This window comes from Serratia plymuthica, from assembly GCF_018336935.1.
Taxonomy (GTDB): domain Bacteria; phylum Pseudomonadota; class Gammaproteobacteria; order Enterobacterales; family Enterobacteriaceae; genus Serratia; species Serratia plymuthica_B.
Map to the genome: position 1 here is coordinate 3087372 of NZ_CP068771.1, position 12378 is coordinate 3099749.

Annotated in this window: 13 protein-coding genes; 5 read left to right on the forward strand and 8 right to left on the reverse strand. The window is 54.4% G+C overall.

From position 1 onward, the window contains the following. Positions 1–70: 70 nt before the first annotated feature. A complete protein-coding gene (locus JK621_RS14365; protein WP_212556584.1) occupies positions 71–910 on the forward strand; it encodes an AraC family transcriptional regulator in 840 nt (279 codons plus the stop codon). Between the two features lie 3 nt (positions 911–913). Here JK621_RS14365 and JK621_RS14370 read toward each other — a convergent pair whose 3' ends face one another. Beyond that, positions 914–2383 carry an EmmdR/YeeO family multidrug/toxin efflux MATE transporter gene (locus JK621_RS14370; protein WP_212556585.1) on the reverse strand — a complete coding sequence of 490 codons (1470 nt, stop codon included), beginning with the start codon at positions 2381–2383 and terminating at the stop codon, positions 914–916. Between the two features lie 278 nt (positions 2384–2661). Here JK621_RS14370 and iolE point away from each other — a divergent pair, with 278 nt between their 5' ends. Genes iolE through JK621_RS14385 form a run of 3 tightly spaced genes read left to right on the forward strand, consistent with a single transcriptional unit; the run spans position 2662 to position 5792 of the window. Next, positions 2662–3582 (forward strand): myo-inosose-2 dehydratase, encoded by a 921-nt coding sequence (iolE, locus tag JK621_RS14375; RefSeq protein WP_212556586.1) that lies wholly within the window; start codon positions 2662–2664, stop codon positions 3580–3582. Next, positions 3579–4751 (forward strand): Gfo/Idh/MocA family protein, encoded by a 1173-nt coding sequence (locus JK621_RS14380; RefSeq protein WP_212556587.1) that lies wholly within the window; start codon positions 3579–3581, stop codon positions 4749–4751. Before iolE ends, JK621_RS14380 begins: the two co-directional genes overlap by 4 nt. Before the next feature lie 9 nt (positions 4752–4760). Further along, complete coding sequence (locus JK621_RS14385) at positions 4761–5792, forward strand: Gfo/Idh/MocA family protein (RefSeq protein WP_212556588.1); 1032 nt, start codon at positions 4761–4763, stop codon at positions 5790–5792. A 34-nt stretch (positions 5793–5826) separates the two neighbouring features. Here JK621_RS14385 and JK621_RS14390 read toward each other — a convergent pair whose 3' ends face one another. Then, entirely contained in the window at positions 5827–6834 is a 1008-nt protein-coding gene (locus tag JK621_RS14390) for a Gfo/Idh/MocA family oxidoreductase (RefSeq protein WP_212556589.1), read from the reverse strand. 104 nt (positions 6835–6938) lie between these two features. Between JK621_RS14390 and JK621_RS14395 the strand changes: the two genes are divergently transcribed. Then, the gene (locus tag JK621_RS14395; protein ID WP_212556590.1) at positions 6939–7958 is read left to right on the forward strand and encodes a LacI family DNA-binding transcriptional regulator; all 1020 of its coding nucleotides are present in this window, start codon (positions 6939–6941) and stop codon (positions 7956–7958) included. Between the two features lie 750 nt (positions 7959–8708). On the opposite strand, the gene JK621_RS14400 is transcribed toward JK621_RS14395, so the two are convergent. The 6 genes from JK621_RS14400 to JK621_RS14425 all read right to left on the reverse strand — a co-directional run bounded on the left by JK621_RS14400 (position 8709) and on the right by JK621_RS14425 (position 12352). After that, a complete protein-coding gene (locus JK621_RS14400) occupies positions 8709–9254 on the reverse strand; it encodes a LuxR C-terminal-related transcriptional regulator (protein WP_212556591.1) in 546 nt (181 codons plus the stop codon). Positions 9255–9411: 157 nt separating this feature from the next. Continuing rightward, positions 9412–10374 carry a hypothetical protein gene (locus JK621_RS14405; RefSeq protein WP_212556592.1) on the reverse strand — a complete coding sequence of 321 codons (963 nt, stop codon included), beginning with the start codon at positions 10372–10374 and terminating at the stop codon, positions 9412–9414. A 64-nt stretch (positions 10375–10438) separates the two neighbouring features. Further along, complete coding sequence (locus JK621_RS14410; RefSeq protein WP_212556593.1) at positions 10439–10636, reverse strand: hypothetical protein; 198 nt, start codon at positions 10634–10636, stop codon at positions 10439–10441. Further along, a complete protein-coding gene (locus JK621_RS14415; RefSeq protein ID WP_212556594.1) occupies positions 10629–11156 on the reverse strand; it encodes a fimbrial protein in 528 nt (175 codons plus the stop codon). The genes JK621_RS14410 and JK621_RS14415 overlap by 8 nt, the downstream gene beginning before the upstream one ends. 13 nt (positions 11157–11169) lie before the next feature. Next, a complete protein-coding gene (locus JK621_RS14420; protein ID WP_212556595.1) occupies positions 11170–11745 on the reverse strand; it encodes a fimbrial protein in 576 nt (191 codons plus the stop codon). Further along, positions 11738–12352 (reverse strand): fimbrial protein, encoded by a 615-nt coding sequence (locus JK621_RS14425; RefSeq protein WP_212556596.1) that lies wholly within the window; start codon positions 12350–12352, stop codon positions 11738–11740. The genes JK621_RS14420 and JK621_RS14425 overlap by 8 nt, the downstream gene beginning before the upstream one ends. Positions 12353–12378: the final 26 nt, after the last annotated feature.

Consider the following 12378-nt stretch of genomic DNA (forward strand, 5'->3'; position numbering starts at 1 on the left):
TCTGGCCGTATCCGGGCGACGCTGCCGCCACTACGCTGATACAGTGGGCAGAAAACGGAGGTCATGACGGATGCACAAGAGTTTCACCCTCAATCGCACCGACAATATTGAGCTGAACCTGTACCAGTATGGGGAGGAAAATTGTGATAAAGGCCACAGTTTTGGCCCCGCCGTGCGCCAGCACTATCTATTCCATTATGTGATAAGCGGGACCGGCGTGCTGCACAGCGAATACGGCTCTTTTCCCGTCGTGGCGGGAGAAGGTTTTCTGATCCACCCGCACGACGTGACCACCTACTGCGCCGATAAACGGGATCCCTGGCACTATATGTGGCTGGAGGTCGATGGGCTTATCGCCGGCAAGATTTTCGAAGAATGCCACCTGAGCCGTCAATTCCCGATTTATCGGCCCAACCAACGGGACGATAACGCCGACGCCCTGGGCTACCTGCGGCAGATCGTTGCCCAGGGCGATGAACACCGGCTGAAGGTGCTCGGGCTGAGTTACCTGTTCTTTTCTGCGCTGATCGGCAATAGGCTGCAGAGCACGGCGGCACATCCCGATGACAAGGCGCAGCATCTGCGCAAAGCGGTCAAACAAATTGAAAACCGCTACCATGAACATTTGACGATTGAGAGCCTGGCCGCCTACTGCAATATCAACCGCAGCTACCTGTGCCGTCTGTTCAAAAACGCCTACGGCATCGGCCCCAAGGAGTATTTGCTTAATTTTCGCATGAGTATCGCCGTCAGCCTGCTGAGCAATGGCCATACGGCGATCAAAGTGGTGGGCATTTCGGTCGGTTATGAAAACCAACTGCACTTTTCCAAAGCCTTCAAGCAGGTGCACGGCGTATCGCCGGCCAAGTGGCGACAGGAAAACCTTCAGACACCGCAGCCTGGCAGGTGACGCTCAGCCCCCCACTCGCCTGGCGCGGGGGGTTGCTTTTTCCGCGACCTCTGCCTGTTTTATACGCGGATATTTCCACAACCAACGCCCGCTGACCATGCGCCAGTAGAAGAGCGCGCCGCGCACTGCCCAATCCATAAACATGCCGAGCCAAACGCCGATCACGCCCATGCCCAACACAATGCCCAGCGTGTAACCCGCCACCACGCGGCAACCCCACATGCCCAGCATCGACACCCACATGGCAAAGCGAGCGTCGCGCGCGCCTTTCAACCCGGCGGGCAGTACCCAGGAGGCGGCCCAGATCGGCATAAAGGCGGCGTTGAGCCAGATAAGCACTTTCACCACCTCTTTAACGTCGTCCTGCTGGCTATAAAACGAGGCGAACACCCCGGCCAGCGGCGCCGTTCCCCAGGCGATAACCGTCAGCCCAATCGTCGCCAGCCAGAAAATGTGGCGCAATTGCCGCTCCGCCTGGGCTATCTGCCCTTTCCCCAGGCGTTTTCCCACGATAATGGTCGATGCAGAGCCCAGGGCGTTGCCCGGCAGGTTAATTAACGAGGCGATGGAAAAGGCGATGAAATTACCGGCAATGACGTTGGTCCCCATGCCGGCGACAAACATCTGAGTCAGCAATTTGCCGCCGTTGAACAACACCGATTCGATGCTGGCGGGGATGCCGATCCCCAGCACTTCCCAGAGGATGTTCAGTTTTAACGGCGTAAAATAGCTTTTCAACGTGATGTGCAGCGCCGGGTTAAACCCAATCATCAGCACGTAAATAATGGCGATGGCACCGATATAGCGGGAAATGGTCAGCCCCAGCCCGGCGCCGACAAAGCCCAACCCATGCCAGCCCAGCATGCCGTAAATCAGAATGCTGCTGATGATGATGTTGAGGATATTCATGCCGCCGTTGATCAGCAGCGGGATCTTGGTATTGCCCGCCCCGCGCAGCGCGCCGCTGCCGATCAGCGCTATGGCGGCGGCCGGATAACTCCACACCGTGGTTTGCAGATAAGAAAGCGCCAATGCCTTGACCTCCGGGGTGGCGGCGCCGGCGATCACGTCAATAATCTGCTCGCCCGCCAGATGGATGCCCACCGCCAACACCAAGGCGACCAGCGTCATCAACACCAACGACTGGCGCGCCGCCGAGCGCGCTCTTTTGCGATCCCGCTTGCCGAGGCTGAAGGCCACCACCACCGTGGTGCCCAAGTCCACAGCGGCGAAGAAAGCGATAATCACCATATTGAAGCTGTCCGCCAGCCCCACGCCGGCCATGGCTTCCTTACCGATCCAGCTCACCAGGAAGGTGCTTAGCACCCCCATCAGCAAGACGCAGGCGTTCTCCATAAAGATCGGCACCGCCAGCGGCGTGATCTCACGCCAGAACAGCACGCGGTAGCTTTTTCGTTTGACATACCAGGGCGTTTTCTCCACGCGCTGACGCAGGGCGGCAAGTAAATTCAAGATGAACTCGGATAAAAGTGAAACAACATTTCAAAGGATGAATGACAGATCGTTATCCTGCAAAGAATTTTTTGTAAGAGAGGTTCTGAAAAATGCGCGGCCTGTGAAAGGGCGTTTTATCGCTGATTGAACGCCGCGTCAGCGCCGTACCCTGATTATCGCTTTTCTTCGTAAGCATGGCCGATATCAAGGCTGATGGAATTCCATCATCAATCCCATACCCCTCTATTCAGGCGGCTGATTATAGTGGCGCCATCACAACGACAAGGAGAGCCGCAATGGCGTTTTCCCACCTGAAACTGGGCGTTAGCCCGCTGTGCTGGACTAATGATGTATTAGACGATCTCGGCGGCGATATTCCTCTGACGACCTGCCTGCAACAAGCAGCACAGGCGGGCTATCAGGGTATCGAACTGGGCCGCAAATTTCCGCGTAACGCGCATGAATTGTCCCCCTTGCTTGGCGCAGCAGGGCTGCAACTCGCCTCCGGCTGGCATAGCGGTTTTCTGGCCGATCGCAGCCTGGATGATGAGCTCGAAGCCGTGCGCCCGCATGCACAGCTTCTGCAGCAATTGGGGGCCGGCGTCATGGTCTACGGTGAATGTGGCCAACTGCCGCACCACGCGCCTCTCGATGACCCTATCTCTTTGTCCCCTGCGCTCAGCCGCATCGACCTGGCGGCATATTGCAACAAACTGAATGCGTTCGCGGACGTATTGCTGCGCGATTTCGGCCTGAAACTGGCCTACCACCACCATCTGATGATGCTGGTGGAACATGACGATGAAGTGCAGGCATTGCTTGCGCAGACGCAGGATAACGTGGGGTTGGTATTTGATTCCGGCCATGCCTTCGCTGCAGGCGTTGACATGGCATCGGTATTGGAAAAATACGGCCATCGTATCTGCCATATTCATCTGAAAGATGTGCGTCCGCAGGTGCTTCAGCGGCTCTACGGCGAAGATCTCAGCTTCAATGATGCCGTACGCGCCGGGTTGTTTACCGTGCCGGGGGATGGCGGCATCGACTATGCCCCCTTGATCCGTTTCGTCGAATCAAGCGGCTATCAAGGCTGGTTAATTGTAGAGGCCGAGCAGGATCCCACGACCGCACCGCCGCTGGCGACAGCCAGCCGGGCATTCAAATGGGTGAGCGAACATTTTCCTGTCGATACCCCCCTCAAGGGAGACGCGCAATGAACAACCGGTTAAATATTGGTCTGATTGGCTCTGGTTTCATGGGGCAGGCGCATGCCGACGCGTATCGCCGCGCAGCGATGTTCTATCACAATCTGCCAAAGCGTCCGTATCTCTATGCGCTGGCCGATCAAAACCAGAAGATGGCAGAGGTCAATGCCGCCAAATTTGGCGCAGAGAAGGCCTATGGCGATTGGCGTGAGTTGGTGAAGGATCCGCAAGTGGACATCGTCGATATCACCTCTCCCAACCATCTGCATTATGAAATGGCCATGGCGGCGATTGCGGCGGGTAAGCATGTTTACTGTGAAAAACCCCTGGCGGTCAGTGAGCAACAAGCGCGTGAAATGACCACTGCGGCAACGCAAGCCGGAGTGAAAACCATGGTGGCCTTTAATAACATAAAAACCCCCGCCGCGCTGTTGGCCAAACAGATTATCGAACGCGGTGACATAGGTACCCCCGTTCGTTTCCGTGGCACCTTTGACCAGGGATTTTACAACGATCCCCTCCTGCCCTGGTCCTGGCGCTGCTCGAAAACGCTGGGTGGCAGCGGCGCTCTGGGCGATCTGGGCGCGCATACGCTCTCAATAGCGCAATTCCTGATGGGCGGGGTCCGTCAGGTGACAGCCAATGCGCAAACCTTCATGACCCAACGGCCGGTGCCGCAGGCTGATGCCGGTTATGCCAGTAAAATCGACAGCAGTGCAGAATGGCGCGAAGTGGAAAATGACGATCAGATACAGTGTCTGGTGAATTTCGACAGCGGCGCCTCCGGCGTGATTGAAGCCTCGCGCATTGCTGCCGGGCGCATTTTTGGCGTCTATTGGGAAGTCTCCGGCACTGAAGGGACCCTTTACATGGACGGCGAGCGCTTCAACGAACTGCAGGTTTACCGTTTTAACGATCACCCGCACGATCGCGGTTTCAAGACGTTGTATGCCGGTAGCCAAATCCCCTCCTACGCCGGTTTCTTTGGTTTCGACTTTGGCGGCGGCGGCCTGGGCTATTTCGATGTGAAAGTTATCGAAGTACATGATTTGGTTCAGGGGATTTGCAGTGACGGCGACTGTTATCCCAACTTCGCTTTCGGTCTGGAAAACCAACGCATTCTGTCCGCCATTGAGACGTCAATGGCTAATCATTCCTGGATTGACGTGATAAAAGATTAAGGAGCCGCTATGTTTCCCTCTTTTTTGCCCACGCCTCGCAGCCAACCTGCAGCCTCTATCCCGTCACTAGGATGGGGAATTATTGGCCCCGGCTGGATCGCCGAACGTTTCGTGAAATCGCTGAAAGAACAGAGCCGGCAACGGATACTGGCCGTCGCTTCCCGCTCCCAGGAAAAGGCAGATCGCTTCGCTGCAGCCTGGGGTATTCCATCGGCATACGGCGATGTGAATGACATGCTTGCTCGCGACGACATCGATGCTGTCTACGTCGCTACGCCGCATAACCATCATTTCCCGGATGGCTGCCGGGTACTGAGAGCGGGCAAGCATGTCCTGATCGAAAAGCCCTTCGCGCTTAACGCCCGCGAAGGGGCTGCGCTGCAAGAGCTGGCACGGTTGCACGGCAAACTGGCGATGGAGGCGATGTGGTGCGATTACCTGCCCAAATATGATGTCATCCGCCAATTGCTGGAAGATGGCGTATTAGGCGATGTGCACACGTTACTGGCCGACCATGGCGAGTTTTTCACCCCCGACCACCGTATTTTTAACGCGGATTTGGCCGGCGGCCCAATGATGGATCTCGGCAGTTACCTGGTCTCATTCAGCGTCCTGATAGGCGGCGCTCCCCGGGAGATTATTGCGCGGGGTGAGCCGGCCCCGGGTGGGATCAATGGTCAAACCTCAATGCTGTTCACCCATGACAGCGGGCTGCACAGCGTACTGAATACCACGCTACTCGGTAACACTCCGGGCGGCGCCGTCGTGGCGGGACGGGATGCCACCCTCACCCTCGACGGGCAATTCTATGCGCCGGGTCACTTTTCGTTGACTGCCAGCCAGGGCGGAAAAACACTGCATTGGGAAGAGCCGCTCAACCGTTACGCACAGCTGTTCCATCAAGCGGAACATTTTGCCTGGTGCGTCGGTCAGGGGGTAACCGACTCGACAATCCGTCCACTAAGCCGGGTTCTGACAACGTTAAACGCCATGGATGAAGTGAGACGTCAGGTGGGCGTGGTTTTCAACGAGGAGCGTTGAGCCGGTAGCCCCGCCAATGGGGCTACCCTAAGGATTAAGCCAATTGCGCCACCGCGACAAACTGCCCGGTTCGCAATGAAGTCACGGCCGCTTCGGCGATGGCCTGCGCTTGCAGGCCATCCAGCAGCCCCGGCAGATCGGGCACGGACTCACCCGCCAGATGGCGAACAAAGGCATCCAGATGCCTGTAATAGGTATCTTGCACCCTGCTGAACCAATCGCCCCACAGTCCCGGTTGAATGCGCTGGTTGCCGCGCCAGAGTGTAGCGCCCTGCGGCGACTGGCTGCCTGACTCCAGCACGCCTTCCGGCCCCATCAGATTAATTCGCTCGTCATAGCCGTGGCCGGTACGCCGAGTGTTGTCCAATTGCGCCAAGGCTCCCGACTGCATTCTCATCATCAGGACGGAGGTATCGACATCGCCAAATTCGGCTATTTCCGGTAGCGCCAGCGCGGCCCCCATCGCAGCGACAGTGTGAACTTCATCCGCGGTGAGAAAACGCAGCAGGTCAAAGAAGTGGATCGCCTGGTCACGCATCTGCCCGCCTGAGCTACGCAGATAACTGAGCGGCGGCATTTCAGAGGCTCGGCACACCATCTGTATCAGCTCAAGGTTACCGATGACGCCTTGTTCCACCTGGCGTCGCAACTGTTGATGACTGTGATCGAAACGGCGGTTGAATCCCACCGTTACGGGGACGTTTAACGGCAAGACTTTTTCCACAACCTCGCGGGCGCGGGACAAAGACAGGTCAATGGGTTTTTCGCAGTAAACCGCTTTGCCGGCGCGGGCAGCGGCTTCCAACAATTCCGCATGCGACGGCGTAGCGCTGGCAATCAAAACGGCATCGATGGCATCGCTGTTAATCGCGTGCGCAACCGTCACCGCGCGAGCGCCGTATTGGCTTGCCAACGCCTCCGCGCGGCTGTGATCGACATCCGCCACCATCGCCAATTCTGTTTCTGGGTGCCGCACAATGCTGGCGGCATGAACCTGCCCGATGAATCCACTACCGAGTAAAGCAAAACGTTGTTTAGCCATTCTTTTCTCTCCAGAAAACGTGATTGAACGTTGTCAAAATACCTGCGATAACTACACTGACTAAACATCCATTTTGATGGACATCCATCATTCAGAGAGAGACGATGAAGAGCATTTCGCTTGAAACGCTGGCTAAGCAGATTGGCGTGGGTGTCGCCACTGTGGATCGTGTATTAAACGAACGCGGGGGTGTATCTCCGGCGACGACCCGTAAAGTGCTTCAGGCTGCGCGTGAGGCCGGGTTGAAGCGGATTCTGCCGGAGGAACATCGTTTCCCGTGGCAAATCGAAGTTTTCCTCAGCGCCAACGACTCCTTCTTTTTTCAGCAACTGGCGCAAGATTTTGCGCACGTTGCCGATGTACTGGGCTATCGCCGCCTGACGCTGCATCGAACATTTGTCCCGGAGTCCCGGCCGGAAAAACTGGCGCAACTCATCGTCAACGGCAGTAAAAAGCGGCATGCGCTGATCGTTTTCGGCAATGAACATCCGGTGATATACCAAGCGCTGGAGCAATGCCGGGAAAGAAACGTTCCCGTGATGACACTAGCCACCGATCTTCCGGGTGCCGCCCGATTGTGCCATGTCGGGATAAACCAGTTACAGGCGGGGCGCACTGCCGGGATGATGATGGGCCGTATGGTGCAACGGACTGGAGAAGTATTGATACTCAGCGGGCGCACGGATTACAGTGCCCACCGCTTGCGTATTCAGGGGTTCCGTGAGGTGCTGGCGCAACGCTTTCCACAATTGCAACTGCGTGAGCCCTTGGCGGGGCAAGAAGATCGGGCAACGATCACCCGCCTGCTGGAGAAGTCGCTCAGCCAAAACGGCAACCTGGCAGGCATTTACAATACCGGTTTGGGGAACACGCAAGTCGGTGAAGCGTTGGCGCGTCATCGCCGCTACGGAGAATGTTGCTGGATCACGCATGAACGTTATGCCACGACGCGCGAGCAGTTGGCAAAAGGTGGGCTGGCGTTAACCTTGGACCAGAATACCCGCCAGCATGCCCAACTGGCGATCGACCTGATTTTGCGGCACCTCGAACAGGGCATCCAGCCCCATACTTACGCCGACGGCAAGGTCGATTTTATTCTCTATACCTCGGAGAATGTCGAATGACTGCGCTTCAGAACGCTGATTGAAAGCCGCGTAATTGCCGTGCCATGATGGCTGAAAGCCAGGGAGGCTCAATGAAAGTGGTTAACGTATCAAGAACATCAAACCCATGCTAAACGCCACCTTAATGCGGTATTTTCTGGCGCTGTGCTTATTATAGCGACCCTCATTTCTTTCTCATGCCTCCTTATCAATCACCATGTTGTTGTGATCCAATAAATGGAGGTTGAATTTTCTTTTTTTCCTCTTCTTTTTCTGCGTAATATTTTTTAATCAAACAGGGTTAGAAATACTTTCAGGAACTAATAATCCAGTAGCCATATACGAATGGGGCACTCAGTAAATCTTGCAGACTACGCCAATTAAATCATCCCTCTTTAAAAAATTCACATGTAGAAAACCCCCGTCTAAAAGGCGGGGGGTATTTTTTATCGCAGGGAGTCGCCTTGGCAATCGGAACTAGTCCACCTCCACCTACCCACCCTAAATACCATATTTCTCCGCCTCGCAAATCGACGTTTTCTGATGTTTTTCGCATACTGAAAAAATGAATAGATACTCAAAGCAAACAAAAAAAACGCCAAAAAAACCAGACTCATTTTCACCTTCCCTGGGCACCCTTTACTGGCCCTCTTTATTTATAACAATAAAAACACATGATGCCGTGGCCGACATTACTCCCCTTGATTATCTTTATCACCAAGTCGATAGTCTTTTTAACCAGCGTCGAAAAAACACCATAACTAATAAAAATCAAGAATATTCCACCTCTTGGGACAGCAACCAGTAAATAAACTCATGATGTCGGTTCAACATTAATTTTCTCATTACCGATCGTTTATGGCTATGCACCGTTTTGACGCTCACGCCCAGCACTCTGGCGGTTTGCGACTGGTCAAACCCTCTTCTGAGGTAATTCACCACCTGACGCTCACGGCGTGTAAAAGGCGGATATTCAAAACGATCCGCAAGTCGGGTATTACTCAGCGTATCGGCCAACAGTTTGAACAATTTCTCAGGGCTATCCGTTCGATACAGCACGCAGAACGCTTCATGCGCGGTCACCGGCCTTTCCTCTATGGTGACAATAGGCGGGCCCCCTGCATCATAGGCCGCTCTGCGCCAGCGCTGGGCGATGCGCCTTGATGAAATGAACATCACATCAGGCCGCACCGTTGCATCCTGCTTTAAAAAACAAATGGCCTTATTATTGGTTTTGGCGTATTCGTTTATGCTGCTTTGCAGACCCGCGGAAAAGTAGCTATTGTCATCATCAATGATGATATTGATTGCCTTCATCCTTAACCTCTCAAATAGTAACAGTGCCGTAGAGTCTGCAATAAAATGCAGAGTCTGCCTGCCGTCATGTCGACAGGCATGAAGTTTCCCCGTATTTTTGAACAGCCAGTAGCGGATTTGTTATCCTGACAGGTGACGCAAACCACTCTATAAATGCTTAATAAGAATTTATGATGAGAATGCCATTACCGCTGAACGGCCCCTCTTCGACATTACCGACGGTATGCAAGGTTGACTCCAAATCAATAGCTGTACCGCCCGTCGGAATAGTAATTTTCTTGCCGGTGATACCAGGCACGCCATCTACTGTGACGGTGGAGTAAAGGCTGCCGTCGCCTTTTAACATGATTTTTTCATTGGCATTATTGCTCACCACCGATACTTCCGCGTTAGCCGGGTAGGTGCAGGAGATGCGGAAGCTCTCTCTTTTCCTATGGCCATTCACCTCGTCGGTTCCTAACTGACCGTGATCCAGCGTTACGGCGCCCGCATCAATGTTGCATTCATTATTGGGCGGGGTCGGGCCAATACAGCCTTGCCCGGGAAACGAGTAATAATAAGAAGAGGAAACATAACTATAAACCAATGCATGACAGACTTTTGAATAGGCTTCCCATTTATTCTTAATAATGCAAATTTTTTCATCAAAACCAGGGTCACAATAAGACCTCTGTTGGCCATACCCTTTACTCTCCATGCCAACGCTCAGTTTTTTACTTCCATTTTGACTTAGATAAGTATACAACTCCCCCATGGTCTTCTGAGTCTTAATTCCATGATGAGTACTCGTATCCCAATGCGGAGTCGAGTGTGATTGAAAATATTCCTGCGGATATCGTGCGTAATTATGGTAAGGGCCAAATATTATTATACAACCTTTATTATAACAAGGGTTCGGCGTCGGGTCATTGAAATCGATACTCACCAGTCGCCCTAAAGCCCCATGACCAGCAGAAATCGCCTGATTAATCGACCCATCGACGACAGGTGCGTTTACGGTCTCCCAAACCATGCCTGCACTGGCTTTAACGGTAAAAAAAGCCATAAAAAAAGAAAACAAAACAAATTTGCTCATCCATGCAAGCTTATTTTTAAAAAAACATAAATTATAATAATTCATGGATACCTCTTGAATAATCACCGGTGCATTAAAAATAAAATAAGCCCGAACGCTAACCCAATCATTAACCCGCATTCAGGTTAACGCGCACACAGAAAAAATTGCCCTGTGTGTCATTACGCCTTGATGCCAACTGACACCCTAAATCGCCATACCCTTCTCGCCCAATGATCACCTTACGTATCGAACCTTTCACGCCACCCACGCCGGTTTCCTGCAACCCGGCGTGGGCCGCCCAGTTGCAGGAACCGTTATTACTCATACTCCGCAGTTAACGTCGCCGCGCCGGTAAAATTGGCCCCCACCAAAATGGTGCTTGGGCGCGCAATAGGCACCGCGTACAGTTTCGTCGGGTTGGCGGCATCAATAATCAGTTTGGTATCGCTGACGTAGGTGGTATCGCTCGCACCTTGCGTGATGCGCAGCCCAAGGTTCGGCAAGCTGGATTGCAGTGGTTTACCGTCTCCCCAGGACACTGGCGCAAAGCTCAGCTTCACTTTCAGATCGCCGGCATTCGGCGAACCGCCGCTACAGGAAACGCTGTACGGGATTTCCATTTTTTTGTAAGCGACACCGTCAATTTTATTGATGACGACGTTGGCAAAATCCACGCTAATGTCTTTGCCATCATTCAGCGTACAGGCCGGTTGCTCCACCAACGTCCCGTTGAACTTGACGTTCACCGCTTGCGCAGGCTCCAGGCTCAGCATACCCAGACAGAGCGCTGCCGCTATGCCAGAGAAACGCGTCACCTTCATTTTTTCCATATTCATTATCTTCATGTTCATCTCCTTATTATTGAACTTCTACGACTAATGTGGCGCTACTGGAAAAACCCATTCCTTTCAGCGTGGCGCCGCTGCGCTTCACCGGCACGGCATATAACGCCGGTACGATCGGGTAGGTAAAATTAATCCAGCCATTTAACCGCAGCTGTTGACCGTTTTCTTGCAGCAGCTTAATCGCCAAATCGTTATTACTGGTGCGCAACAAGCCATCACCAAAATCCGGCCCCAACCCCTGCAGGCTCACTTTCAACAACCCGGCGGCACCGGACGTATTGCCGCTGCAGTTCACCCCGTACGGAATCGGTCGCTTGCCGTATTTTTCGCCATCTATTTTGGTGGTGATCAGCTCATTGAAGTTCACGAAAATATCCTGGCCACCGTTAACCTCGCATTTCGGCTTAGCGACAATGGCCCCTTTGACCGTGACTATCGCCGTCGCCGCCCACCCGGTTTGGCTCATCAGCAGCACCACCAATAAGGTTAACGCCGAGGTCACCGTCATGGTGGCCGCCAGGGCGCAGAAGAGCCGAAGACTTTCGCCCGCCTTTCGCCATGCGTTGCCCATTGCTTTCGCCTCAGTCATAGTTCATCCGAAAGTCAATGGCGGCCTGATAGGCACCGGCCACCATAGGCGCGCGCGTGCGCTCCGCCATCACATAGAAATTCAGCGCGTCGCTTCCAACCGCCAGCAACTGCGGCCGGCTGCGGCTGCCCATGCGCACATCGTTTCTCTCGCTATCCACTAAGCGCAACGCCAGCCCGCCGGCCCCGCGCACCTTAACCAGCTGCGGGTTATCCGCATCCGCAGGCGCATTGAAACTCACCGTCACGGCCGGCTGGTAAGCATCCCAAACCTGGCTGCCCCGGCGCTCATCTTGCGTTGCCGCCCCCGTGCGCAGGCAGTCTCTCAGGCGAAGCTGGAAAGCGACCGGCTGAGTACGAGCCCCGACGTTCGCCAGGCTGCCCGTCGTCGCTTCCCCCAACCACACGTCCTGGTATGCCGAGGTCATATCCAACCGGCAAGCCCCCTCCGTCAATGCGCCATGGACAAACAACACGCCGTGATTCCCTTCTTCCGCCTTCGCGGAACCTGCCATCAGCAAGGTCAACGCCAACATGGCGCCCATGCTCCTTCGCCGCTTCAAAAAACCGCCCTTCACGTTGCGGTCCCCTTTGTCCTTTCTTTGCATGGCTTCTTCCCCGCTCGCTGCAACCG